General features: G+C 66.3%; 20 protein-coding genes and 1 other RNA gene. 14 read left to right on the forward strand and 7 right to left on the reverse strand.

Features of this window, described 5'->3' with window-relative positions; genetic code table 11:
- Positions 1 to 106 precede the first annotated feature (106 nt).
- The 3 genes from hemC to Pla175_RS18385 form a co-directional block, all read right to left on the reverse strand.
- Positions 107 to 1,027: a hydroxymethylbilane synthase gene (hemC, locus tag Pla175_RS18375; protein WP_145288579.1), complete on the reverse strand. Its 921-nt coding sequence runs from the start codon at positions 1,025 to 1,027 to the stop codon at positions 107 to 109.
- Positions 1,020 to 2,015, reverse strand: a complete 996-nt coding sequence (locus Pla175_RS18380; RefSeq protein WP_145288582.1) for a DUF502 domain-containing protein — start codon at positions 2,013 to 2,015, stop codon at positions 1,020 to 1,022. The genes hemC and Pla175_RS18380 overlap by 8 nt, the downstream gene beginning before the upstream one ends.
- Before the next feature lie 164 nt (positions 2,016 to 2,179).
- Positions 2,180 to 2,953 (reverse strand): ComF family protein, encoded by a 774-nt coding sequence (locus tag Pla175_RS18385; RefSeq protein WP_145288585.1) that lies wholly within the window; start codon positions 2,951 to 2,953, stop codon positions 2,180 to 2,182.
- A gap of 137 nt (positions 2,954 to 3,090) precedes the next feature.
- On the opposite strand from Pla175_RS18385, the gene Pla175_RS18390 reads away from it, so the two are divergent.
- Complete coding sequence (locus Pla175_RS18390; RefSeq protein WP_145288588.1) at positions 3,091 to 4,227, forward strand: LptF/LptG family permease; 1,137 nt, start codon at positions 3,091 to 3,093, stop codon at positions 4,225 to 4,227.
- Positions 4,228 to 4,437: 210 nt separating this feature from the next.
- Here the strand turns inward: Pla175_RS18390 and Pla175_RS18395 are convergent, their stop codons facing one another.
- Positions 4,438 to 4,860, reverse strand: coding sequence for a secondary thiamine-phosphate synthase enzyme YjbQ (locus Pla175_RS18395; RefSeq protein ID WP_145288591.1), 423 nt, complete (start codon positions 4,858 to 4,860; stop codon positions 4,438 to 4,440).
- A gap of 133 nt (positions 4,861 to 4,993) precedes the next feature.
- On the opposite strand from Pla175_RS18395, the gene Pla175_RS18400 reads away from it, so the two are divergent.
- Both Pla175_RS18400 and Pla175_RS18405 read left to right on the forward strand, forming a co-directional pair.
- Positions 4,994 to 5,428 (forward strand): hypothetical protein, encoded by a 435-nt coding sequence (locus Pla175_RS18400; protein WP_145288594.1) that lies wholly within the window; start codon positions 4,994 to 4,996, stop codon positions 5,426 to 5,428.
- 246 nt (positions 5,429 to 5,674) lie between these two features.
- Positions 5,675 to 9,751 carry a glycoside hydrolase family 2 TIM barrel-domain containing protein gene (locus tag Pla175_RS18405; protein ID WP_145288597.1) on the forward strand — a complete coding sequence of 1,359 codons (4,077 nt, stop codon included), beginning with the start codon at positions 5,675 to 5,677 and terminating at the stop codon, positions 9,749 to 9,751.
- Between the two features lie 625 nt (positions 9,752 to 10,376).
- On the opposite strand, the gene Pla175_RS18410 is transcribed toward Pla175_RS18405, so the two are convergent.
- On the reverse strand, positions 10,377 to 11,564 hold the full coding sequence (locus Pla175_RS18410) for an IS4 family transposase (protein ID WP_145283564.1): 1,188 nt from the start codon (positions 11,562 to 11,564) through the stop codon (positions 10,377 to 10,379).
- A 647-nt stretch (positions 11,565 to 12,211) separates the two neighbouring features.
- Here Pla175_RS18410 and ssrA point away from each other — a divergent pair.
- The 8 genes from ssrA to Pla175_RS18450 all read left to right on the forward strand — a co-directional run bounded on the left by ssrA (position 12,212) and on the right by Pla175_RS18450 (position 19,501).
- Positions 12,212 to 12,579, forward strand: a transfer-messenger RNA (tmRNA) gene (gene ssrA, locus Pla175_RS18415).
- Positions 12,580 to 12,939: 360 nt separating this feature from the next.
- On the forward strand, positions 12,940 to 14,340 hold the full coding sequence (locus Pla175_RS18420) for an MBL fold metallo-hydrolase (protein ID WP_145288601.1): 1,401 nt from the start codon (positions 12,940 to 12,942) through the stop codon (positions 14,338 to 14,340).
- 69 nt (positions 14,341 to 14,409) lie between these two features.
- Entirely contained in the window at positions 14,410 to 15,231 is an 822-nt protein-coding gene (locus Pla175_RS18425) for a sulfite exporter TauE/SafE family protein (RefSeq protein WP_315851493.1), read from the forward strand.
- A gap of 48 nt (positions 15,232 to 15,279) precedes the next feature.
- On the forward strand, positions 15,280 to 15,762 hold the full coding sequence (locus Pla175_RS18430; RefSeq protein ID WP_145288604.1) for a YeeE/YedE family protein: 483 nt from the start codon (positions 15,280 to 15,282) through the stop codon (positions 15,760 to 15,762).
- Between the two features lie 31 nt (positions 15,763 to 15,793).
- Complete coding sequence (locus Pla175_RS18435) at positions 15,794 to 16,252, forward strand: DUF6691 family protein (RefSeq protein ID WP_145288607.1); 459 nt, start codon at positions 15,794 to 15,796, stop codon at positions 16,250 to 16,252.
- A gap of 581 nt (positions 16,253 to 16,833) precedes the next feature.
- Positions 16,834 to 17,811, forward strand: coding sequence for a DUF1559 domain-containing protein (locus tag Pla175_RS18440; protein WP_197526970.1), 978 nt, complete (start codon positions 16,834 to 16,836; stop codon positions 17,809 to 17,811).
- Positions 17,812 to 17,963: 152 nt separating this feature from the next.
- The gene (locus Pla175_RS18445) at positions 17,964 to 18,680 is read left to right on the forward strand and encodes a polyphosphate polymerase domain-containing protein (RefSeq protein ID WP_145288614.1); all 717 of its coding nucleotides are present in this window, start codon (positions 17,964 to 17,966) and stop codon (positions 18,678 to 18,680) included.
- 161 nt (positions 18,681 to 18,841) lie between these two features.
- Complete coding sequence (locus tag Pla175_RS18450) at positions 18,842 to 19,501, forward strand: DUF4956 domain-containing protein (protein ID WP_145288617.1); 660 nt, start codon at positions 18,842 to 18,844, stop codon at positions 19,499 to 19,501.
- Between the two features lie 52 nt (positions 19,502 to 19,553).
- Here the strand turns inward: Pla175_RS18450 and Pla175_RS18455 are convergent, their stop codons facing one another.
- Both Pla175_RS18455 and Pla175_RS18460 read right to left on the reverse strand, forming a co-directional pair.
- On the reverse strand, positions 19,554 to 22,019 hold the full coding sequence (locus tag Pla175_RS18455; RefSeq protein WP_145288621.1) for a DUF4838 domain-containing protein: 2,466 nt from the start codon (positions 22,017 to 22,019) through the stop codon (positions 19,554 to 19,556).
- Between the two features lie 105 nt (positions 22,020 to 22,124).
- Positions 22,125 to 23,534, reverse strand: a complete 1,410-nt coding sequence (locus Pla175_RS18460) for a protein kinase domain-containing protein (protein WP_197526971.1) — start codon at positions 23,532 to 23,534, stop codon at positions 22,125 to 22,127.
- Between the two features lie 101 nt (positions 23,535 to 23,635).
- Here Pla175_RS18460 and Pla175_RS18465 point away from each other — a divergent pair, with 101 nt between their 5' ends.
- The 3 genes from Pla175_RS18465 to Pla175_RS18475 all read left to right on the forward strand — a co-directional run bounded on the left by Pla175_RS18465 (position 23,636) and on the right by Pla175_RS18475 (position 25,790).
- Positions 23,636 to 23,914 (forward strand): ferredoxin family protein, encoded by a 279-nt coding sequence (locus tag Pla175_RS18465; RefSeq protein WP_145288629.1) that lies wholly within the window; start codon positions 23,636 to 23,638, stop codon positions 23,912 to 23,914.
- A 315-nt stretch (positions 23,915 to 24,229) separates the two neighbouring features.
- Positions 24,230 to 24,664: a ribosome-binding factor A gene (locus Pla175_RS18470; protein WP_145288632.1), complete on the forward strand. Its 435-nt coding sequence runs from the start codon at positions 24,230 to 24,232 to the stop codon at positions 24,662 to 24,664.
- Complete coding sequence (locus Pla175_RS18475) at positions 24,657 to 25,790, forward strand: RtcB family protein (protein ID WP_145288635.1); 1,134 nt, start codon at positions 24,657 to 24,659, stop codon at positions 25,788 to 25,790. The genes Pla175_RS18470 and Pla175_RS18475 overlap by 8 nt, the downstream gene beginning before the upstream one ends.
- The last annotated feature ends 28 nt before the right edge of the window (positions 25,791 to 25,818 follow it).

Raw genomic sequence — 25,818 nt, forward strand, 5'->3', positions numbered from 1 at the left:
GCTGCGCGACCGGTCGGGCCGCTAGCAGCAGAAAGTGCCGAAGCAAGGCGCCAGCCGGAGCGTCCCCGCCCCCTCGGCTCACACGCGCATTCCCATTGCGACGATGCTAGCGGGCGCGGAGCAACTGTGCGGCGCCTCGTGCCAGCAACCGGTCCGCTACCTCGACGCCCAGTGCTTGGGGGTCGTCCCCCGCTCCTTCCTCGAACAGCCGGCGCTGGCCGTCGTCGCTGAGCACGACGACCGAGAGCAGCAGCCGCCCCCCCTGGAAGCGGCCCCACGCCCCCAGGGCGGCCATGCAGCCCCCTTCGAGCCTGGCGAGCGCCGCGCGTTCGGCCGTGACCGCGGCGTGCGTGGCGGCGCAGTCCAGCAGCGCGGCCGCTGCTCGGGTGGCCGAGTCGTCCGCGCGGCACTCGATCCCCAACGACCCCTGGCCGGGGGCGGGCAGCATCTGGTCGGACGGGATCTGCGCGGTGATGCGGTCGGCGAGCCCCAGGCGTTGCAGCCCGGCTTGGGCCAGCACGATCGCGTCGAACTCTCCCGAGTCGAGCTTCGCCAGCCGCGTCTCGACGTTGCCGCGGATGTCGCCCACCCGCAGGTCGGGACGCCGGTGCAGCAGCTGCGATCGGCGCCGCCGGCTGCCGGTGCCGACCCGCGCCCCTGGCGGCAGGCCGTCGAGCGAATCCGCCACCGGCGAAACCAACGCGTCGCCAACCGCTTCGCGCGGCGGCGCCGCGGCCAGCATCAGCCCCGGCACGGGGGCGGTCGGCAGGTCTTTGAGGCTGTGGACCGCCAGGTCGATCTCACGGGCCACGAGCGCCCGCTGGATCGCCTTGGTGAACACCCCCTGCGAGCCGATGGCCTCAACGGGGCCCGCCTGCTGCACGTCTCCCTCGGTGACGATCGGCACGATCTCTACGGGGCAGCCCTGCTTCTGCAGTTCCCCGGCAACCCAGTCGGCCTGCCAACGCGCCAGGCGGCTGCCGCGTGTGCCCAGGCGGATCGGGGCGCCTACGACAGGCTCAGTCATCGTCGGATTCCGGGCGGGCCGCGGCGATGTGTTCGGCCGACTCGAGCTTGTTGGCCGTGAGCGGGGCGCCGTTCACGGGGGGCGCCTCGCCCTTGGCGCGGCGCACCGCGGCGGTGATCTGCTGCGGCGGCACCACCACGCCGCAGCTCACGATGAACTGGAAGGCCTGGTCGAGCGTGATGTTCAGGTCGAGCGTTTCGCTCTTCTTCACGGTCACCGTGAAGCCCGTGAACGGCATCGGCGAGGTCGGCACCAGCACGCTCATCACCGATTCGTTGGCGGCGCTCTCGATATCGAGCATGCTCTCGCCCGTCACAAAGGCCACCGTCCAGATGCCGCGTCGGGGGTACTCGATGGCGACGACCCGGGTGTACTCCAGGTCGGGGTCGGTAAACACGAAGTCGGTGACCTGCTTGACCGATGAGTAGACGTTGCGGACGATCGGCAGCCGGTCGATGATCCGCTCGAACTGGCTCCAGAAGAACCGGCCCACCCCCGCCGCCAGGAACTTGCCCAGCAGGTACAGCACCAGGATGAAGCCGCAGGTGAAGATCGGGATCACCACCTCGCGGCGGAGCCAGCGGTCTTCCATGTACAGCTGGTAGACGTCGGTCGCCGACTTGGGCATCAAGCCGGGGCCGACGCTCTCTTGCACCTCCAAGAACACGCCGGCCGGGATGAACCGCTTGTCGCCGGTGCGGATGTACTCCCCGTCGGGGGTCGACACCTGGCCGTTGACGACTCGGCTTTCCGGGAAGGCGGTGCGCGGCTTGATGTCGGAGCCGTATTCCACCAGCACGTACCGCGCCGCATCCTCCATGGGGGTCAGCAGGTAGCGGACCACCGTGCTCCCGACCCAAAGGAAGATGACGATCGTCAGCAGCGGCGGCAGCAGCACCCCCAGGCCGCGCAGCACGGCCCGGCGGAACGTGTCGAACGACCGGTGCTGGCCGGGGGCGTCGGTTTCGGTATTGGGGATGGGGGTCATAAAGTGGGCATACTGGGCGCCTTGCCCACGCAGGGGCGGGCAGGGGCGTGGGTCGTACCGAAACAGCCGCTAGTGTTGGCGCCGTACGCCCATGCAGCCATGGGCGCGCCACCTGTCATTCTTCTGATACGCCGCGCACCGGCAAGGCGGGTTGCACCAAGGGGTTAAAGGGTTCGGGCCGCCGCGACCGCTACCACACGGGCCGCGGCGCCCCGTTTTAGCGCCCGGGCGGCGTCGCTGAGGGTCGAACCGGTCGTCAGCACGTCGTCGACCACCAGCACGCGTCGCCCCGCTACGCTCGGCGGCGCTAAAAAATAGCCCCGCGCCAGCGCCGTGGCGCCCCGCACCGAGCGGATCCGCTCGGTTTGCGCCAGCCCAGCCTGGGGCGGCGTGTAGCGGACGCGCCGCAAGACCGGCGTAACCGGCACAGCCAGCCGTTCCGCCAGCCGCGCAGCGATTTGCTCCGGGGCGTTCGTGCCGCGCAGCAGCCGGCGCCCCCAGTGCATCGGCACGAACGCTACCTGGTCGATGCGCTCCGCCAGCAGCTCGTCGCCCCGCGTACGCCAGATCAACTCGCCCAGCGCAGAGGCGACCGCCTCGCCGATAGGCCGCTTGGCGCGCAGCACCATCAGCCGCAGCAGGCCGTCGTAGGCGCCCGCGGTGTAGGCGGCGTCGAACCGCAGCGGCGTGCGGCGGCACAACCCGCAGCCTCCGGCGTCTGCGGCCGGCGAGGGCCCGCCGCACCGCGGGCAGCCGATCGCGTCGAACAGCGGCATCGCCTCGGTGCAGCCCTGGCAAAACAGCAGGTCGGAGCCGGGCGGGGATAACCCGCACTGGCACGCGACGCAGACCGGCGGGAACAACGCGTCGCGCACCGCCCCCCAGGCGGGGTGGCGACGCACGACGGGTGGCGAGGAAACCTGCATCGGAACGGCCATGATAGCACATCCGTTCAAACCCTTGGCGCACTCCGGCGGCTGACGCCGACGGCTCGCCTTGCGTTGGGGACGGTCGCCTCGTACCCTCCCGACGCTCCCGTTCCGCCCCGGGCCATGGACCCCAGACCAGCTTGACGATGCGCACGATCGATCGCTACCTGCTCTGGCAGTTCTTTCAGGTCTTTATGATCTGTTTCCTCAGCCTGGCCGGGCTGTACATCGTCATCGACGCCTTCAGCAAGCTCGACAACTTCCTCGACCACGCCCGCGAGCACGGCAACCTGGCCGCCACCATGGCCCGCCACTACGGCTTCCAGAGCCTGGCGTTCTTCAACCGCACCAGCGGCGTGCTGGCGCTGGCCGCGGCCATGTTTACCGTCACCTGGATCCAGCGGCACAACGAGATGACCGCCCTGTTGGCCGCCGGCATCCCCCGGCTGCGCGTGCTGCGGCCGGTGCTGATCGCCTGTGTGATGATCGCCTTCGGCGCGGCCGCGGCGCGGGAGTTCATCCTCCCCGGCATCCGCCACGAGCTGCGGGTGGACGCCCGCAACCTGTCGGGCGAGCTGCAGCTCGACCTCCACTCGCGGTACGACAACGTGACCGACATCCTGCTGGCCGGCAGCAAGGCCGTGGTGGCCGGCCAGAAGATCACCTCGCCCAGCTTCATCCTGCCGCCGCCGCTGGCCAAGTACGGCAAGCAGCTCGCCGCGGAAGAAGCCAAGTTCGTCGAGGCCTCCGGGGGCCGCCCCAGCGGCTACCTGCTGTCGAAGGTCAAAACGCCCGCTGCGCTGCTTTCCAGCCCGTCGTTGACGCTGGCCGACGGCTCGATCGCTGTGGCGACGCCGCAAGACGTGCCGTGGCTGGAGCCGGACCAGGTGTTCGTCGTCAGCCGGGTGTCGTTCGAGCTGCTGGCCTCGGGCGCCGAGTGGCGCGACTTCGCCTCGCTGCGCGAACTGGCGACCGAGCTACGCAACCCCAGCACCGAGCTGGGCCCCGACGTACGCGTGGCGGTCCACACCCGCGTGCTGCAGCCGCTGCTCGACATCACGCTGTTGATGCTGGGGCTGCCGCTGGTGGTCTCCAGCGGCGCCCGCAACCCGTTCATCGCCATCGGCTACTGCCTGACGGTGGTCACCGCGTTCTTCCTGGTGTCGCTGGGCGCCCAATCGCTGGGAGGCACCGGGCTGATTTCGCCGGTCCTCGCCGCCTGGGCCCCGCTGGTGTCGTTCGGCCCGATCGCTGTGGGGATGTGCGACCCGCTGCGGAGCTGACGAAAGAAGATTGCCACGAAAAGGCACAAGCAGCACAAAGAAGGAGAATGACCAATGACCAAGCCTAAATGACCACTACGCGCAAGCGATCGCCCTGCGCGTATGGGTCATTTAGGCTTGGTCATTGGTGCTTCCATTGTTTTTGTGCTCCTTGTGCCTTTTCGTGGCCAACTCCGTATCCGTGAATTCCGTGCGATCCGTGGTCAAACGTCATTCCCCGATGATCTTCACCAGCACGCGTTTCTTCCGCCGGCCGTCGAACTCGCCGTAGAAGATCTGCTCCCAGGGGCCGAAGTCGAGCTTGCCTTCGGTGACGGCCACCACCACCTCGCGCCCCATGATCTGCCGCTTGTGGTGGGCGTCTGCGTTGTCCTCACCGGTGCGGTTGTGGTGGTAGCGCTGCGGCGACGGGTCGAACGGCGCCAGCTCTTCCAGCCACTTCTTGTAGTCGCGGTGCAGGCCGGGCTCGTCGTCGTTGATGAACACGCTGGCGGTGATGTGCATGGCGTTCACCAGGCAAAGCCCCTCGCGGACGCCGCTGTCGCGCAGACACTTTTCAACCTCCGGCGTGATGTTGCGGAACTCCATCCGCTCGGGGAGGTTGAACCACAGTTCTTGGCGGTAGCTGAGCATGGGAATGAAGAATGCGAGGTGAAGGGTGAGCTGCCAACAGCCGACGGGCTCCGCCCCGACGGAGTGATTGATAAGCCCCCAGCCCCCGCGTTACAATCCGTCTGAAGGTCCGCTTGTCTCGCCGGGGGTCCTGATGCTTTCCTCATCCAACGCCCACCTCACGCCCGACGCCGGCCAGGCCCCTGGGGGAGAGTTGCAAGCGACCCTCGCCGATGGATTCGCCCCCGCCGCGGGCGACACGTTCCCGATCGCCTCGGCCCTGGGCACCCGCGACGCGTTCTCGCAGCTGCAGCTCCCGACGCTCGCAGACGGGTTGTTCTGGCGCCTCGACGCAACCGAGCCGATGGTGTCGCTCCAGGTGCTCGCGGGCGCCGTCGCCGGCGACATCGGCGCCGCGCAGTACGACCAGTGGCGGCAGAACTTCGGCGCCTCGGCGGTCGAAGGGCTGGCTGGGGCGGCGCCCGTGCCGGAGCCGGCGGTTGGGTTGATGGCGATTGCGGCAATCGGGAAGAGAGTAGCGCGACGGAAAAGGTTCCTGACACCTTTTCTCGCCCGGCGGTCTATCTAGCCGGCTCTCGAAGTCGGTGTTTTGAGGTTCACCCTAGTCGCCGAAGCTCTGGCCACCGAGGAAAGCTCTAAAATTGCGAACGGCTCTCTACATCCCTTTGTTTATTCTGGCTGTCGCCCCCGATGTCTGCTTTGGCGGTGATCGGCCAAACGTTGTGTTCTTCCTCGTCGACGACCTAGGGGCAGGTGCGATGAGCGATTGTGGCTACACGCTTCACGAAACGCCTAACATGGAGCACCAAGAACAGTGATTCCAACAACTGCCGAAGAACGTTTTAGCGAGCCTTGGTTCCGGTACGGCGTCCTGCCTGCTTTTCGATTGCTCAATGCGCGTTTGAGTTTGCTCACTTCTTGCATACTGGTGTGCCTTTCTGCAGCAGCTGACGAAGTAGATGTCTACCTGTTGGGTGGGCAGTCGAACATGCAGGGAATAGCTCAGATCGATAAGTTGCCGCCGGAAGTTCCTCGCAAGATCCCGCATACGTACTTCTCTACCGGCGACGACTTTGAGCCGTTAGTGCTGGGCAAGACTCGAAGTTCGCTACGCGCTGGCGAGTTCGGGCCCGAAGTGGGATTCGCTCTGGAAACCGCCACGGGCGACAGCCCGGTGTACTTGGTCAAGTACGACGCCAGTGGCATGCCGCTGCACCATGGATGGAACGGCAACCAGTGGCAAGGTGGCGACCCCGTCCCCGGACGACGAAACTTCTATCCGGGCACAGCGGACGACGATGCAAATCAGGGCACGCTTTACCAAGCGATGCTGACGCGGTTTCACGCCGGCATTGTCGAACTTGAACGACAAGGACACACCCCTCGCGTGCGAGGCTTTCTCTGGATGCAGGGTGAGCAAGATAGCAAGCACGAGATATCGGCTACAACCTATGCCAACAACCTGCAGCGGCTACAACGCCGCCTGACAGAAGATCTGTCGCTAAGGGAGCGGCTGCCGCTGGCCTTTGGTCAAGTCTTACCGTACGAACCGGCGCTCGCTCGCTTCAAGTACCGGTCGGAGATCCGCCAGCAGATGGAGCGAGCCGATGGTGCCTCGGGTCAGCCTGAAGCGATCGCGCGAGCACGGATGGTCACCACGGACGACTGCTCCGTGCTACCCGACCATGTGCACTACGACGCACACGGGCAGTTGCAGCTTGGGCGTAAGTTCGGCCGGGCGATCAAGCAGCTGCAAGGCGTCTCCGTACCACCCGAGATCGAAAACGCCTCGGTGTTTGCCATCAACAAGCTACCTCCCCGCAGCAACCAGTGGCCTCACCCGAGTCGCGCGGCAGCCGACCGCGCATCGTACGCCGAAGGCTCCTGGGTTCGCTCACTCAATGGCACCTGGAAGTTTCACTGGTGCCCGCGGCCCGAGCAGCGACCGGCGGATTTCTATGTAGAGGACTTCGACGCGTCGGGCTGGAATGACATTCCTGTACCCTCCACCTGGGAACGCGAGGGATATGGCACGCCTCAATACACCAACTTCAAGTACCCGTTCAAGGTTGATTCACCACGGGTGATGGGCGAACCCGATCCAAAATTCACCAGCTACAAAGAACGCAATCCGGTGGGCTCCTACCTGCGCGAGTTTGAAGTGCCTGCGGAGTGGGACGGAAAGCGTATTATTCTCCACTTTGGCGGCGTGCGGTCCGCCATGTTCGTGTGGGTCAATGGAGAGAAAGTAGGCTATTCGCAGGGCTCCCGTCTACCGGCCGAGTTCGACATCACCGACGCCCTTCAGCCGGGCGCGAACCGCTTGGCAGTCGAAGTCTATCGCTACAGCGACGGATCGTACCTCGAGGATCAAGACTTTTGGCGGCTCAGTGGTATCTTCCGAGACGTTTTCCTCACCGCAGTGCCGGCCGAGGGATTGTGGGATGTCTATGCCGAACCCGATTACAATCCGAAGACCGGCCGCGGCTCGGTGCGTATTCACTCGATGCCGATGTCCGGCGCAGATCCTCAAGTCAAAATCGAAGTCGTCGACCCCGAAGGCAACGCCCACGCCGCGCATGACGGAGTGGTGGAGTTGGGTAACGTCAAGCCATGGTCGCCAGACAAACCGACTCTCTATACCGCTTTTGTGCATGTTGAGTCAGGAGGCGAGACGATCGCGGTCTATCGGCTGCCTGTCGGATTCCGCCGCCTCGAAGTCGTAGGAAATGAACTCCGCTTCAACGGCCAGCCGTTCAAGATCCGCGGTGTGAACCGGCATGAGTTCTACCCGCAGACCGGGTATGTTCTCGACGAAGACCTGATGCGTCGCGACGCGGAACTGATCAAGCGAGCCAACATCAACTTTGTCCGCACCGCGCATTACCCGTGCGATCCGCGTTGGTACGAGTTATGTGACGAGTACGGCTTGCTAGTGCTGGACGAAGCCAACGTTGAGTCGCATGGTCTGAGTTACCACAAACGGGTCTTGCCGGGAGATCTACCAGACTGGACCGCGGCCTGCGTCGACCGCGTGGAGCGGATGGTCGTCCGGGACCGCCAGCACCCGTGCGTTGCGATGTGGTCGCTCGGCAACGAGGCTGGCTACGGAACCGCCTTCCTGGAGATGCGACAAGCGGTGCACTCCGCCGATCCGGAGCAACGCTCCATTCAGTATGCCGACATGAACCTAGCGGCGGACGTTGATAGCCAGACCTATCCACCGATTGATTGGCTTAAGCAACACGTCAAAGGCAAAGCGGCTCGCAAGGGAGAACACGGCGAATCTTCCAACGAAGAGCAACACGGGAGCTACCCGTCCGGCAAGCCGTTCGTGATGAACGAGTACTCGCACGCCATGGGCAACAGCGTCGGCAACCTGCAAGACTATTGGGACTTGATCTACGAGCACCCAGTGCTTGCCGGTGGATTTATCTGGGACTGGGTCGATCAGGCCCTGTATCGAGACCGAAGTGATCCAGCGAAAGGATATGTGTACGGCGGTGCCTTCGGCGACTCACCCAACGACAATCGATTTTGCATCAATGGCGTGATCGCCGCCGACCGTACGGTTCATCCTCACTACTACGAGGTGCAGAAGGTCTACCAACCGGTCGGGATCGAGTCATTTGATGCTGAGCTTGGTGAATTAACGCTTGTCAATCGTCATCTTGACACCAACCTTTCGGAATTCGACTTCACCTACACGGTTCGGGCAGATGGCGAGATCGTCGCGGAAGGAAACCTGCCAGCGGTCGACGTCGAATCGGGAAAAAGCGGGACCGTCGATATCGCTCCCGCGATCTCGGGGTGTGCGGAGGCCAGTGACGGAGGCCATGAGGTGTTCGTGACTTTTGAATTGATTCAGGTAGAGTCGCGACCGGGCCTGCCGGCTGCCCACGTTGTCGCCTGGGAGCAATTTCCCTGGACCAACCAACCCTCCGACAATCGCTCGGGACAATCTAGCCCAAACCCCGGCGGGCAACTAACCGCCGAGCAAACCGATCGTGGCATTGTAATTGTAGGCAAACGCTTCGAGGCTCGTATCTCGGCGTCCAGCGGATTGATCGAGTCATATCAGGTCGCGGGCAAGGAGTTCCTTGTTTCCCCAATGCAGTGGAACTTCTGGCGGGCCCTCACGGACAACGACGGGGGTTGGAGAGTCCAGGACAGACTCGCAGTGTGGAAAGATGCGGGCAAGCAAGTGGAAGTAGAGAAGCTCATTTCAACCGTGAATGAGTTCGGTCAAGTCGTAGTGGATGCCACCGCAACCATCCCCTCGTGCCGAGCCCGCATCACGATCCAACACACCATCTCAGCAGATGGGACGATCGATAGCGACTACGGATTCCAAATTCGTGCAGACAATCAAGGCGACTTCGGTCCAGACTTGCCGCGGTTAGGAACTCAGTTCACGATCCCAGCCGATTGCGACCAAGTCACCTGGTACGGTCGCGGCCCACACGAGAATTACTGGGACCGCAAGACCTCGGCCGCGATTGCCCGCTATACTTCCACCGTGTCGGAATGGATAACGCCCTACGTCAAGCCACAAGAGAATGCCAACCGCTGCGATGTGCGTTGGGTGACGTTTACCAACGACCAGGGGCGTGGCGTGCGATTCTCCGGAACCAAGGCAAATCCACTGTCGGTGAGCGCCTGGCCATATGCTCAGAATGACCTGGCCACCAAAAACCATAACAGCCACCTGCCGACGCGCGACGAGATCACCGTCAATCTTGACCATCGCCTGATGGGCGTCGGTGGGGACAACTCATGGGGCCATCCCGTTAATGATCCGTATCGGATTCACGCAGACCACAAGTACGCGTGGAGCGTGTCGCTGGAGCTGCTTGGTGACAAGGACACAGACGCGGGGATTGAAAACTAGATCTGGTGGATTGCTCTGCCATAGTGGCCACGACCCAACACCGGCACGGAAGCTTCAATAGGTCAACTTTGGGGCGACGAGCCAGGCCCGCAACCGCTTCTTCCTCGCGCAAGTCTGATGCACCTCTGCTTACTTGGGACTGAGCGTTCGTGATGGCGGTTGCATCGGCGAATGGCACTTAGTTTTTCGGGTTCCTCACCAGAATCCGTGGGCAATAGTCACCCGTTTTTGAGCGGACGGACCTCAGCTCCGGCTCAACAGAGGGGTGTCGCCCCTCCGCCTTCCCCCTCGCATCGGCCGTCGTGGGGTGAGGGCCGATGCGAGGGTGAAGACGGAGGGGCTCAGGCGAACTCTGATGGAAGATGGGGGACGGGGGGGCGAAAGAGACACGGCCACGGGAGGATCGGTTAAGGATGTTGTTGCGAAGCAGCGGGTGGCACTGTTGTGGGTGCCACTGTCTGGCTTGCCCAATCCTGTTCGGCCCGCCAGTTGCTCACTGGTTCGGTTCGACCGTGATGAGCCGTGGTTGCGAAACTGTCTGCCCAGAATTTTGCGCTGGGGGCCATCGGGTTTGCGTACTGCGCAGCATCGACCGGCGCGGCGCGGGTGGTCGGTTCGCGGCGGTTCAATGCGTTTTGAGTTTTTCAAGGTGCGCCAGCACCTCGTCTTCATCGGCCCATCCGATCAGGTAGAAGCGGATCATCTCGAACGTCCGCAGCGTCGGCTTCTTGCCGGTCCATAGGCTGATCAGCAGGCAGACGATGATCGCGCAGTACGTCTGAATCTCAATGCCCACCGGGTCCTCGCTCAGCAGGTGACGGCAGCCGAGCGTGTGCTTGAAGAAGCGGAAGAACAGCTCGACCTGCCAGCGGTGTACGTAGATCAGCGCCACCACGTCGGCCGGGACGTCCATCAGGTTCGTCGCTAGCACGAGGTCTTTTCCCGCCGCGCCGCCGCGTTTGGGGTGGGCTTGGGCGCGGATGCGGACCAGCCGCACCGGGTGGTCGGGGTGCTCGATCCGCACGCTCTTGGCCGAGCCGAGCTTGCCGACCGCGTCTTCAAGCACCCCCGCCTCGATCGCCTCGGGGCCAAGGTCGCGGGCCTGCTCGGGGGTGAAGTGGTGGTCCTCGCGCACCCGGCAAACGTAGCTGCTGCCGGCAGCGACGATCGCGTTGAACAGCGAGAACTGCTCGTAGCCCCGGTCGAGGATGTAGCAGCGGTCGGCTTCCAGCAGCCTCCGCAGCGAAGCCTTCTCGTTGGCGTCCTTGCGGTTGCGGCCGGTCGTCACCTCAATGTTGGTCGGCGCGCCGCGCAGCACCTCGAAGTGCGCGTGCAGCCGCCAACCGTCCGGGCGCCGCCGGCCCTGCCAAGCCGCTTGGGCGATCTGTGGCAGCCGCGTCAGCAGCGAGCCGTCCACGGCCGTCAGCCGTTGGGTGACGCCGTCGAGCCGCCGGTCGTGCGGCAGCGCGCCCAACTGATCCGCCAGCTCGCCCACGATCTCACGCAGCCCCTCGGCGCGGAACACCGCGGTCGCCTCGGACAGCGAGCCGAGGCTGGTCCGTGGGCAGCCGAGCTTCTTCTGCACCTTCTTGAGCTCGGACGCCTGCTGAACGCCGCGGAGGGAGGTGAGGATTGGGTTGAACAAGAACAGCAAGATCAGCACGGAGTACTCGTCCATGTGCAGGACGCGATTGCCCGCCTTGTCCCGCTCGCAGCCCACGCCGTGCAGACGCTCAAACAGAGGAAGCAGCGCCCGCAGCTCCTTCACCCCCCGCACGTCTCGCTCATCAAGTTTCGGCTTCTTGGCGGCCATCGTGGTAAGATGACCGAAGTTTACCCTTGGCGCTAGCCCTATTCTTCAACGCGCAAATCTTGTGCCGAACAGGATTGTGGCTTGCCAGCAGTGAGAAGCGGAGACCCTGTTCCCATTCCGGACGAAGCGAACTCCACGCAGTTTCCCGGAGTCGGCCGACCTAACGGCACACGATCGTTCCACCCCTTCTCCCCGCCTTGTTATTGAAAGCCCCCGCGCGGTCGGCCAAAATGCCGGCCCCACCGCGGCACGCCGCGTGGATCGGTCGGTGCGTGACGAATCTGGGGGAGGGACTTGGCCCTAAGAAGACCTGGGGGACGGCCATCCGCGTCCCGAAGACCTGGGGCCCAGCCATCCACGCCCAGCCATTTCCGCCCCGCATACCGCAGCTTCAACCTCCCGCCGCGAGCTCCAACGCCGCCTTCTCCCTCGGCCATTTCTCGCCGCTTTGCCGACGATAGCCGCCATGGGGTCGTGGAGAGTGTCAATCTCACGGCGGTGCGGGTACGTTTGCGTTCGGGGATGTCCTCAAAATGGGGGTCGTGGCGTCTACCGCAGGATTTGCCCCTCACTTCTCCGCCAGGCCCCTGCCGAATATACTTGGTACTCGCCTTCCGGGACGCTTCTCCCGGCGGGCGACACGCAACGGGGGCGAACTGGGCTCGACCGGGTGTGGAAAGCGTAAGTGGCGTGTCGTGGTTGATCGGTGGCCCACGTAAAAAGCCGATTAAATCCTTCAATTGCCGAAGGTAATTTCGCTTTGGCTGCCTAGTTTACTAGGGAGTCCGAGTCGAGGGCTGTAGCCGGAATGGCCCAAAGACTCGTATCACCCCAATCCGGACCGCCTCGGGTCACTGCAGAGCACGCCCGCGGTTAAAAAAAGTTCTCAGCTAGCGACCGGGTAGCCCTGCCAGCGAGGCGCCCCGGCCGCGAAATCAAATCTCGCTGGACATACACGTAGAAGCTTGCGTGGCCCCATCGCGGGACGCGGGTTCGATTCCCGCCGCCTCCACTTGTCAGGTGTATCTACCTGTTGGGAAAATTGAAGCAAGACGAGGACGTGGGGCGCCTGCCCCGCGTCCTTTTTTCTTGCCACGACCGCGCCGGCGCTTCGAGCGGATGCAGCGCGCCCGACCCCTGCTACGGACCCGCGGGTCCACCTAGCGAAATCCGCCGTTGACATATTGTTATGTTCCGATATATTTGATTACCGAAGGCGAGCGCAGTGGCCCTCAATGGGGGAGCTGGCTGACCCTGGGAGTGATCCCCGATCGTTCCCAGGCCCGCCGCGGCGCTCGCGTGTTGGGGCGGCCGCGGCCCCCGGCGTGTTCTGCCGGTTTTGATCCGACACACAACAAGATCGAGGTGACCTGCCATGTTGCTCAAGTACTTCTACGACAAGCCGCTCGCCCACGCCTCGTACATGGTCGGCTGCCAGAAGAGCGGCGAGGCGATCGTGGTCGACCCCGGCCGCGACGTCTCCCCCTACCTCGAGGCGGCCAAGGCCGAGGGGCTGCGGATCGTGGCGGCAACCGAGACCCACATCCACGCCGACTTTGTGTCGGGCTCGCGCGAGCTGGCCGACCGGGTCGGCGCCAAGCTGTACCTCTCCGACACGGGGCCGAGCGACTGGAAGTACGCGCCGGCCAGCGGGTGTGACATCACGCTGCTCAAGGACGGCGACGCGTTCTACGTCGGCAAGGTGAAGCTCGAAGTGCTGCACACGCCGGGGCACACCCCGGAGAGCATCTCCCTGGTGCTGACCGACGAAGGGGGGGGCGCCAACGCGCCGATGGGGGTCTTTACCGGCGACTTTGTCTTCGTCGGTTCGGTCGGCAGGCCCGACCTGCTAGAGACCGCGGCCGGGGTGGTCGGCAGCGCCGAGGTCGGCGCGCGGCAGCTCTACGAGTCGACGCTCCGCTTCCGCACGCTGCCAGACCACTTGCAGGTGTGGCCCGCCCACGGCGCGGGGAGCGCCTGCGGCAAGGGGCTGGGCGCCATCCCGTCGTCCACGGTGGGCTACGAGAAGCTGTTCAACCCAGCGTTGCAGTACCGCGACGAGCAAGCGTTTGTCGACTACATCCTCGCCGACCAGCCCGAGACCCCCTTCTACTTCGCGGTGATGAAGCGGGTGAACAAGCAGGGGCCGCAGCTCACCGAGAAGCTCCCCCCCGTCGAGGCGATCCCAACCGACCGGCTCGCGGCGGTCGCGGCCCGCGAGATCGTCCTGGACACCCGCCCCTCGGGCGACTTCGCCCAAGCGCACGCGCCGGGCACGATCAACGTGCCCGCCTCGAACCTGGTGCAGTGGGCCGGCTTCTTTGTCGACTACGACAAGCCGGTCTACCTGATCGCCGATGAGTCGACGCTGGGCGATCGGCTGCGGAGCCTGCGCTCGATCGGCATCGACAACGTGGGGGGGTACTTCGACGCCGGCGCTGTTGGGAATGCCGGGCTGAGGACCGAATCGTACCCGTCCGCGACGCCGGCGCAGCTGCGCGACAAGATCGAGGGGGGCGAAGTGACGCTCGTCGATGTCCGCGCGGCGACCGAGTACCAGGCCGGGCACATCGCCGAGGCCGAGCACCACTTCCTCGGGAAACTCATGCGGAACATCGACGCCGTCACTCGCGACAAGCCGGTGGTCGCCCAGTGCCTGGCGGGGGGGCGGTCGGCCATCGCGGCCAGCATCCTCCAACGCGCCGGATTCGAGGTGGTCAACATGCAGGGGGGCTACCGGGCCTGGGTCGACGACGGGCTGCCAACGGTGCGGTAGCGGTGCGAGTGAGTCGGACCACGGCGCCCGGCGCCGACGACAGGGAGGCCCTGACGCGAGGTACACACCATGATTCCGCTACTTGCGCTCCTGTTCGGCGGGATCGTCGGCTTCTCGTTGGGGCTCACCGGCGGCGGCGGGGCGATCCTGGCCGTGCCGCTGCTGGTGTACGGCCTGTCGGTCGACCCGCGTCAGGCCGTCGGCGTCTCGCTGGCGGCGGTGGGCATTACTTCTGCGGTCGGCTTCTTGGGGAGGTGGCGCGCGGGTCAGGTGGAGGTGGGTACCGGGCTGCTGTTCGCGGGGGCCGGCATGCTCGGCGCCCCGGTCGGCTCGTGGCTGTCGTCTCAGATCCCCGAGCCGCTGCTGCTGACGCTGTTCGCATTGTTGATGCTGGCGGTGGCCGTCCGCATGTGGCGGCAGTCCGCGCCCACGCGGCTGGCGCCAGCGAACGTCACACCCGCAGGCGCCGCCAGAACGGCCTGCGGCCGCGACGCCGCGGGCAACCTGCGGCTCAACTCCCCCTGCGCTATGCTGTTGGGCGCCGTCGGCGTGCTGACGGGGGTCTTATCGGGCTTGTTTGGCGTGGGGGGCGGGTTTGTTATTGTGCCGGCCCTGGTTGTTTTTAGCGGCATGGCGATCCACCGCGCCGTCGCCACGTCGCTGATGGTGATCACGCTGATCAGCGTGTCGGGGGTGGCGTCGCACTTGATGGCGGGCCGCGAAATCCCCATCGAGCTCACGTCGTACTTCGTCGTCGGCGGGGTGCTGGGGATGTTTGCCGGTATCGGGGCGAGCCGCTACCTGTCCGGGCCGGCGCTGCAGAAGGTCTTCGCCCTGGTGATTGTCGCCGTCGGGCTGTTCGTCATGGTTCGTACGGCGTTCCACTTGTAGAGACACGCCCCGCGCAGCGTTCACTCCTTGCAAGAAGAGGAAACCCCGATGACATGGATCCTGCAGCCCTGGCCCTGGTGGGTGTCGGGGGTACTGATCGGATTAACCGTGCCGCTGCTCTACATCTTGGCGGGCAAGGCCTTCGGCATCTCGACCAGCCTCCAGCAGATCGGCGCCATGTGCGCGCCGCACAGCCGGTTTGCGTACCTCAGCAAGCACGACCGCCGGGGCCACCTGTGGACGCTGGTGTTTGTGGTCGGCATCGTGTTGGGCGCGGCCCTAGCGACCCACCTGCTGAGCGCGGAGCCGCTGCGTCTGCTCCCCGAGTCGTTCAGCAGCCCCGCGGGCGCCCTCAAGCTGCTGATCGGCGGCGCCTTGATCGGCTTCGGCACGCGCTACGCCGGCGGGTGCACGTCGGGTCACTCCATCACCGGCATCGCCAACCTCAACTGGCCCAGCCTGCTGGCGACCGTTTGCTTCTTCGCCGGCGGGCTCGCCGTGACGTGGGGGCTGGGAAACCTGATTTTCTAGAACGCTAGATCCACCGACACCGGAGCCAGTCATGACCCAAGAAGCCAAGCCGAACGCGGACAAGCCGCGGATGTCGCCGTTTGCGTACCTCAGCGTGCTGCTGGTGGGGGCGTACCTGGGGGCGCTCTTCGTGAAGTCGGAGGTCGCCTCGTGGGAGCGTGTCCACGCCATGTTCCTGCTGCAGGAGGCGTACATGTACCTGATCATCGGCGTAGCGATCGCCGTGGCGATGGCGTCGATGCTGCTCATCAAGCGGCTGGGGGTCCGCTCCGTCGACGGCAAGCCGATTAAGTACGAGCCCAAGCCCTACCACGCCGGCGTGGTCGTGGGGGGCATGCTGTTCGGCGCCGGGTGGGCCATCACCGGCGCCTGCCCCGGGCCGATCTACGCCCAGATCGGCGCCGGCGAGTGGATGGCCCTGTTCACGCTCGCGGGCGCCCTGCTGGGGATGCTGGCCTACGCGGCCCTCAAGCCGCGGCTGCCGCACTAATCCGAGCCGGCCGCCAGCCGAGGATTGGGCCCGCGGAGGCCGGGCAAAAACTGGGTCCATCCGGGTTTCTTGTGGGTAGAAGGATTCCGACCTCCGCTCCTGCTCCAACAAAGGGGGCGCCCCTCCGTCGCCGCTCTCGCATCGGCCGCAGTAGGGGTGACGGCCGATGCGAGAGCGACGACGAAGGGGCTAGCAACCGCTCTGATGCGAAAAACCCTGTGCGCAAAGTCCCGCGAGCCCCTTCCTCCTTCACCGTCGCATCGGCCTCGCCCCGCTCCCCAGGGCCGATGCGACGGGGAAGGAGGGAGGGGCGGCCCCTTTCTTCGAGCCCGAGCTGAGGCTTTCTACCCACAAAAAACCCGGATGGACCCAAAGCTGCGGCTTTCCGAATTGTGAAGAAAGTGTTAACTTCTTCCGTCCCGCAGAGTAGAATGCGGCGTCTAACATGGGGGCCCTCGCCAAAACAGAGCCCGCCGTGGGGCTTCCACCGTCGCGGTTTCCCTGCAAACGCGTTGGGGCGGGCCCACTTTTCGCTTTTTTGTCCGGTCGGAACAGGTAAGCAGCACCCACTGCGAGGAACTATGCACTGCACACCGCCGTTGGCTGTGGGCGCCGGTCGAACGGGGCGCGCTGGTGGGTTTACGCTCGTTGAGCTGCTAGTGGTCATCGCGATCATCGGCATCCTGGTGGCGTTGATGCTGCCGGCGGTGCAGATGGTGCGCGAGAGCAGCCGCCGCTCCCAGTGCCAGAACCACCTCCGCCAGGTGGGGCTCGCGCTGCTCAACTACGAGGGCGCCAACCGCCGGTTCCCCCCCGGCAAACGCTGGTCGCTGCCGCGCGACAACCCGCTGACGTACGACTACGCCTGGTCGAGCATGATCCTCAGCCACATCGAGGAGCAGGGGATCAAGGACCAGCTCGACTTCAAGCTGCCGATGACCGACCCCGCCAACCTGGCCGCCGCGGGGCAGGTGATCCCCATCTACCTCTGCCCCAGCGCCAGCCAGTTAGACGAGCACCGTTCGCCGACGGGGGTCGTGTCTAACCTAGGGGGCCAGCCGGGCGAGGGGATGGCCTGCATCGACTACATGGGCATCTCAGGCCCCGACAAGGACAAGACGAACCCCGCCACCGGCGCCGACTACGGCGCCCAGCGCGGCGTGCTGATCGGCACCAAGGGGCTGGAGAAGGAAGACACCATTCTGATCCCGCCGGCGGTGACCGTGGCCAAGATCACCGACGGCCTCTCCAACACGCTGTGCGTGATCGAGTGCACCGGCCGCGGGGCGATCGTCAGCAAGAAGGGGAACTTCAAGACCGCCAACGGCGCGTGGGCCTCCGGCGGGAACATCAGCCACATCAAGGGGAGAATCAACGAGAACCCGCCCCCCGTCGCCTGGGAAGACGAACGCCCCTACTCCGACCACCCCGGGGGCGCCAACACCCTGGCGTGCGACGGCTCGGTGACGTTCATGACGGAAGAGATGTCGGCCGCCCTGCTCCGCGCGTACTGCTCGCGCGACGGCGGAGAAACGTTCGACCACCCAGACCTGCAATAGCCGGCGCGACCCGCTCGCCGAACCCAAAGGACCGACCGCTGCTCGACTGCATCCTCAACCACGATTCGACCGGCGTCGTTTCTGCCCCCTCGGACGCCGATCCGCGGGACGCCGATCCGCGGGGGGCCGACCCGCGGGGGATCGTCGCGGCCATGCCCCCCATCAGCCTCGACGAGATGGACGGCGTGAGCCTGATGAACCGCGTCGACACCAAGTACGCCTTCTCCGAGGGCGCCCTGGGAGGGCTGCTCGACGCGGTCCGCCACGACTACCGGGTGCTGGAAGTGGGGGGCGCCCGCTGGACCCCCTACGCCACGCTGTACTACGACAGCCCCGCGCGCGACTGCTTCTTGCAGCACCACAACGGCAAGCTCAACCGGCACAAGTTCCGCGTCCGCAGCTACGGCCCCTCCGGCGCGTGCTTCCTGGAAGTCAAGCTGAAGAACAACAAGGGGCGGACCGACAAGCGGCGCATCGCCATCCCGGGCCTCGAACAAGCCTCGGCGCCCGAGTCGCTGGAGTTCATCGAGGCGGCCGCCGGGGTACGCCCCAACCTGGCGCCGCAGCTCTGGACCTACTTCAGCCGCATCACCCTGGTAGGGTTGGCGTTGGGCGAGCGCGTGACGCTGGACACCGAGCTGACGTTCGCCCAGGGCGACCGACGCGCCGCGCTGCCGGGCGTGGTGATCGCCGAGGTCAAGCAGGCCCGCAGCGACCGCGGGTCGAGCTTCCGCCAGGGGCTCCGCCGCATGGGGCTGCGGCCGCTGCGGATCAGCAAGTACTGCGTCGGCAGCCTGCTGCTCGACCCCGCGCTCAAGCACAACCGCTTCAAGCCGAAGCTGCTGGCGCTGCAGAAGCTGGTCCGATAGCCGCGGCGTGAGAGTGTATACTGGCTTGTGTTCTTCGGATCGGACCCCCCTGCTACCTTTGTGACCGTCGCCCCCACGCGGTTCTTCGCTGAACCCGGGGCCGCAAAGCCGCCGCTCTCTCGCTCGATAGCGAACTCCCCGCACACCTCCTAAGCCGCGCTATGACCGAGTTCCTCGGCGTCCCCCTGTTCGACGACGACTTCTACAAGCTGCTGGCCCGGTTCGGGGCCAACCTGGTCGTGCTCACGGCGATCGTCCAGTTCTGCTACTTCCGCAGTTCGCGCAGCAAGGACTACCTGTTCACTTACTACACGGTGAGCATCCTGGTCTTCTTCCTCTGCTTCACGCTGAAGAAGTTCGACCTTGGCCTGGGCATGGCGCTCGGGCTGTTTGCCATCTTCGGCATCCTGCGGTACCGGACAGACGCGATCCCGATCCGCGAGATGTCGTACCTGTTCGTCGTGATCGGCATCGCGGTGATCAACGCGCTCTCCAACAGCAAGATGAGCTACGCAGAGCTGGCCTTCACCAACGGCGCCATCCTGGCGATGACGGGCCTGCTGGAGTCGCTCCCGCTGCTCAAGCAGGAGAGCCGTGAAGAGGTGCTCTACGAGAAGATCGACCTGGTGCGTCCCGAGAACCACCAGCAGCTCATCGACGACCTGCAGCAACGCACCGGGCTGGTCATCAGCCGGATCGAGCTGGGGAAGATCGACTTCCTGCAAGACACCGTAGCGATCACCGTGTACTACTACGCGCACGAACAGACCGGGATCGCCACCGGCGAGGTCGACGTCTCGCGACGCGTGCGGCGGCGTTAGCGCCGGGAAGGTGGACAACGCGCGGGACCTAGCAGCCGTCGGTCCGCCGCCGCTACTGAACCTGCAGTGCTTGATCGGGAACAAGCGAGAAGTAGCCGCTGTCGTGGCCTTCGAGGCTCACGCGCACGTCGTCGATGCCGCCGGTGGGGGCGGGTCGGATGTCGAGCTTCCACCACCCCGCTTCTTCGGGCGCGGTCTCGATCTGCTTCCGATCGACCGGCGTGGCGGAGCAATCGAACTCGGCGACCCGCCGGTTGCTGGGAGCGAAGAGCGTCGCGACCGCCGTCTCACCCGGCGCCGCGGCGCCCAGCGACAGGTGCAAGGGGGGCGCCGCCTCGGGAACATAGAAGTACACCGGCGACGATCGGCCCAACAAGTGGAGCCCTTCGTCGGAAAGGTTGCCGTCGACCCCCCACGCCGCGCCCGACACGTGCACCGCGAACGACGCGGATCGCGCCGAGATAGTCAGGTGGTAGTACGCCATGTCCGCGGGCTCCAGCACGACGGGCGCATCGGCGCTCATCACGCCGCTGGCTACCTCGGAGCCGTCCGGCCCATAGACGTTGTAGGTGACCAGCTCTCCCCGCGACTGGATGTGGCCGAACCCGACCTCAACCGGCCCCGCCCCGCTGGGGCGCAAGACCAGGTGCTGCTGCCCGCGCAACCGGAAGTCGGCGCCCGCTTCGGCATCCACGGGCTTCTCCGGTACCGCCACGGATAGTCTTTTCCTGACATACGCGGGGGGGTTCAGCATGGCCGTCGGGTGCAACGCCAGCGACCCCTTGTTGGCGGCCAAGAACGCAAAGAAGTCGGGGTCGGAAAGGTAGAAGCTAGAGGCCCGGGGCGCGTCCAGCACCCCGCGCTGCCGCAGGTTCCAATGCATCACGATGAGGTTGTCGCCGATCATGCGTAACCGCGCTCGGGCGTCGGGGTTGTGCGTCTTCGACTCGGCGGCGCGATACAATCGCTCGATCTCTGTTAGGTTCTTTGCGTAGACGTCGCGCATCATGTCGGTGGTTAGGCTGTACCTCGTATCGGGGAACTCCCGGTAGTGGCGGGCCACTTCGCGATCGACCAGGCGGTAAAGCCGGTTGATGTCGTCGCCGCCGGCCCCGTACGCTTTGGCGCAGTACTCGTCGAAGAGTTCTTCTACGTTCGCCTGTGGGTCCCAGGCCAGCTTTGCCAGCAAGTAGTTCAGCGGACCAGCACGCCCCCACGCAGCGATCCCGTAGACGTACACCCCCTTGATGTCGGCCCCCTGCAATCGTGGGTACATGAACTTGAGGATCTCCAGCCCCGGCGGGTTCAAGACGCCCGCTTCGGTCTCGATGTTCACCGGCAGGTCGTAGTAGGAGATGTTGGCGGTCACCTCCGTCCACCCGGCCAGCACTTCTTCCCATTGCCGACGGAGGCGGGGGCGAGCCAGGGTGAAACCGTAGTCGAAGCTCGGCGCCCACACCAGAAACACGTTGGGCTCCAGCCGGATGTTCTTCTTCGGCGGGAAGAGGTACTCCGCGTACACGAAGCCGGCAAGCGTCTTCTGGGGGTGCTGCTCGCCGACCAGTTTGGCCACGGCGTTGTAGAACGTGAGGATGGCGGGCGTGACCGACCGCTTGCCATTGGGATCGGTCTCATAGAGCGCCGCACATTGCTCGCACTCGCAGTAGCCCGCGGAGTCCGACGGAGAGAGCGAGTAGGAGCTCTCATCGGGGTGCGCGTCGAAGTAGGCGATCGCCGCGTCCGCGTAGGCGCGGATCAACCCGGGGTTGGTCGTGCACAGCTTGTACCGCCCCGCGGGGGGAACCCGCACGCCAGAGCGCTCCGCGAACCAATCGGGGTGCTGGTCGAAGTGCGAGGCCGGAATCGACGCACGCCAATTGTGGTGATGCGCCAACGACAAACTCTTGCCCAGGCGTTGCCGGGCCTGCCAACGCACCACCTCGGGCCGCCGCTCTTGCGTGTAGGGCAGGCGGCGGTTTAGGAACGCCGGCGCGTCGCTGATGTCGGTAGCGGGGATGATCACAGCGGGCGACTTTGGCACGTAGTCGCCGTGGTCCCCCGGCGCCAGCCAGCGCACGCCCAGGAACCGCTCGATGAACGCGTACGCGCCGTTGAGCGTCCCGTTAGACGCGCCGCCCCCCGGCGTCCGTTGGCCGTCGGCGGTGTCGCGGCCGAGCACGTAGACATTGGCGTCTTTCGTGACGATCCGGAAGCCTTCCCAGGGGATCTGCGCCGTGGTGAGACCCGCCTCGCGCGACGCGGCGTTGTCGCCGACGCAGATCATCTTGGGCCCTGGACGATGCACCACAGGAAGCTCGGCGCCACTCACCTGCTCTAGGTAGTCCCGCAGCTCGGCGGCGGCCTGCGTCACCGACCGCGGCGCGGCCGGATCGCAATAGATGACGTACTCGCTGACTCCGTCTTGAACCAGCGGCGCCGCGCCCGCGCCGGTCGCCGCGTCTGCGGCGGAGGCCGACAGGCAGGCAGCGGCGGTCACCGCCATGAGGGCTCGTAGCATGGGAAAGGCCTCTCGCGGCGCGTGAAGTGATGAAGAGGGGCGGATTGCCGGCCTTCGGGACAGGCTACGACGGCCGAGCCCGCGACGCAATCACTGCGCAACGCTTCAAGTCACGGGCGTGTATTCCGCGCTACCCGGCCGGCGGTCCTCTGCGCAGTTCCGCAGGATCGTTAGGAACGCTTCTACGCTTGCGGGCCGTTGCTTCGGGTCGGCCGCCAAGCAGCGCTCGCAGAGCCGCTCGGCGGCCGGGCCGGGGCGGTCGCTCACACGCCGCAGCAGCGCCCCCAGGCTGTAGACATCGGCGGCGGGGGTCGGCGTCGCGGCCTGGCTGAGCACCTCGGGCGCCAGGTAGCCGAGCGTGCCACCCAGCGCCGCGGCGGGCCGCTTGTCGGCGATGATTTGTGCGAATCCAAAGTCGGTGACGATCACTTCCCCGTGGTTGCCCAGCAGGATGTTGGCTGGTTTGAGGTCGCAGTGCACCACGCCCGCCTGGTGCGCGTGGGCCACGGCCTCGGCGACGCGCTCCACCACACGCAGCGCTTCGTCCGGCGCCAGCCTCTCCCGATCGATGCGTGCCTGCAGGTCGCTCCCCTCAACGTAGTCCATCACGATGAAGTAGCCGCCCGAGGGGAACCGCCCCAGCCCGCGGACGCGGATCACGCCGGGGTGGCTCATCCGCTGCACCACGGCTGCTTCGTTGAGGAACTGCCGGACCGCACGCGGCTCCCGCTGACGGTCCTTGCGCAGCGCCTTGACCGCGACCGTGGCGCCGCTGCTCAGCCGGGTCGCCCGGTAGACCTTTCCCATGCCGCCGGCGCCCACCAGCCGCTCGAGCCGGAAGTCGGAGTAGGGGAGCGGCGCATCGAGCGGCTCAACGTCTGCCGGCGCTGCTCCACGCGCCGCGTCGGCATCCAGCAGTTGACCTTCTACCAAGCGCTTGACCTGGGCGAGCGTGCGGCGGACCGTTCTGGGCGACCGCTTGAGCCGCCCGGCGATCGTGTCGACCGAGTCGCCCTGCAGCACCGAGGCCAGCACCACGCGTTGGTCGGCCGACAGCCGCTCGGTGATCAGCCGCACCTGCTCCACCAGCGCCGCGGCTTCGTCTGGCAGCGGCTCGACGCACTGCTGCGTGGCGGCGTCGGGCCCGTCGCGACGCAGGTCGCGGCGGGCGGCGGTGTGACGCTCGGCCTGCTTGCGGAGTTTGTTAAGCGTGATCTGCGCCAGCAGCCGCCACAGGTCGCCCGAGTGTTGCAGCGTGAAATCGCCATCGGCGGCCCGCACGAAGAAGCTGCGGTAGGCAGACTGAACCACGTCCTCGGGGTCGACCCGCCGCTGCATGCCGCGGCTCAATCGCGACCGCGCCAGCCCGACGAGGCGGGCGACATACCTGTCGAACAGCTCCGTCGCCGCTCGGCTGTCGCCGGCCCGGTAGAGGTCAAGCAGCGCGATCGAGTTCACGGCGCCCGCCGGGGCGTCTCCGTCGATTTTCTCGATCTTGCTGTTATTCGTGTCCACGGCCGGCTCGCAATCGAATGCCCTGTTAGAGACGCCCCCCGAGAGACCAAGACGGCGTGCGTCTTGTTCGCTCACGTTTTCTCCGAAACCACGAGGCATCCATGGCTTACGTCGTCACTCAACCCTGCGACGGGTGCAAGTATACCGATTGCGTCACGGTGTGCCCCTGCGACTGCTTCCGCGAAGGGGACCGCATGCTCTACATCGAGCCCGAGGACTGCATCGACTGCGACCAATGCGTTGCGGAGTGCCCGGTCGAAGCCATCTTCCACGAAGACCAGGTCCCCGAGCCGTGGCGGCATTACATCCGGCTCAACGCCGAGATGGCGAAGACGTGCCCGCCGATCTTCGAGCGGAAGCCCCCGCTCTCCGGGGGCTAGCCCGGCGGAAAATTTTTGCGCGAACCCCGCCCCGGCGGGGCGTGTCTTGCCCCCGAAGCCAGACACCCTCCGTCTACTGGAGCCGACGCCATGCGTGCGCCCCTTGCCACCTCTGCCCCCCTGAGCCCGCGCCGCGGGTAGGCTCGGCCGCCGCGTCCCGCTGGGACACGGCCCTTGCCTCCGCGTGCCGGGTTCTGTCTCCGCACTCGGCGGCCGCTCGCTAGCGGCCTCGGGGTTTTTCGGATCGGCCCGGCCGGCGCGTGTTGCGCCGGCGGTTCTCAAACTCGGCAAGGGCCCCACTTCTGGGGAAACCGTATGACGCTGGATAAGCGTACGCGCGACGCGATGCTCGAACTGTGTGGACAACTCCACGACGATGACGGGGTCGACCCCCGCGAGTTTTTCAAGTCCGGTCGTGGTCCCCGGAAGACGGACCACAAAGCGCAGCAGCTCTGTCGGCAGGTCGCAGAAACCGTCGATCAGGTGCTCTCGGGAGAAATGGGAGACGATCGCCTGATCGGCCTACGCGTCGCCTCGGTGCAGCCTGCGCCGGACGCGTCGCGGATGTTGGTGACCGTCGTCGCCGATTGGGCGCCCGACGACTTCTGTCGAGCAGAAGTCGAGGGGGGGCTGCACGCCTCAGCCGGGCGGCTGCGCGCCGCGGTCGCGGCGGCGATCACACGCCGCAAAGCGCCGACGCTGGCGTTTGTGGTGCTGGGCCCGCACCCCCAGGAGGCGCGCCATGACTGATCCCACGCTAGCGCCGATGGAAACTTGGCTCACCGAGCCGCTGCCGTCGGCCGTCGCCAAGTCGGTGCGCCGGGTCCGCGCGGCCGAGGGGGTGACGCGCGTCGCGCTGATGCCGGACGTGCACCTGGCCAACGACGTGTGCGTCGGCGCGGTCGTCGCCGCCGACGGCGTGGTCTACCCCCAAGCGGTCGGCGGCGATATCGGCTGCGGCATGGCGGCCTTGGCGTTCGATGTCGAAGCCAGCGCCATCGACAACCCGCGCGCCGCCGGCGCGCTGCTGGCGGGGCTGCGTCGGGCGGCGCCCATCATCCGCCGGCCGCAGGCGGCGGCGTTGCCGTCTTCGTTGAACCCCAGCGCGCTGAGTGACCCGGCGCTTGCGCGCGCCGCTAGCCGCGACGGCGCGGTGCAGCTCGGCACGCTCGGGCGCGGCAACCACTTCTTGGAGTTTCAGGCAGAGACGTCTGGACGGCTGTGGGTGATGGTGCACAGCGGCTCGCGGGCGGTGGGGCAGGCCGTGGCGCGCCATCACCTGGCGGCCGCGGCGCCGGCCCGCGGCGCGCTGGTCGGCCTCGACGCGTCGAGCGCGGCGGGCGAGGCGTACCTCTCCGACGCGGCCTGGGCGTGTGCGTACGCCCAGCAGAACCGCTTGGCCATGCTGCGGTCGGTCGCGGCGTTGGTCGACGACCTGCTGGGGGTAGAGGCCGACTGGGGCTCCCTGGTCCACAGCGACCACAACCACGTGCGTCGGGAGACGCACGACGGGAGGACGCTGCTGGTGCACCGCAAGGGGGCGCAGTCGGCCCGCGACGGCGAGCCGGGGCTGATCCCGGGCTCGATGGGCGCCCCCAGCTTTCACACCCAGGGGAAGGGGCGCCCGGCGGCGCTCGCGTCTTGCTCGCACGGCGCCGGCCGGCGGATGAGCCGCAGCGACGCGCGTCGCACCGTCAGCCGCGACGCGCTGGCCCGCCAGGTGGGCGCCCTGTGGTTCGACCGGCGGGCCACCGGCAAGCTCCGCGACGAGGCGCCCTCCTCCTACAAGGACATCCGCCTAGTGATGCGGGCGCAACGCGATCTGGTGCGATCGGTGCGCGAGCTCCGGCCGCTGCTCAGCCACAAAGGGGTCTGAACGAGGCGGGGTTTCGCATCAGCGGCCC

The sequence above is a fragment of the Pirellulimonas nuda genome (genome assembly GCF_007750855.1).
Taxonomy (GTDB): Bacteria; Planctomycetota; Planctomycetia; order Pirellulales; family Lacipirellulaceae; genus Pirellulimonas; species Pirellulimonas nuda.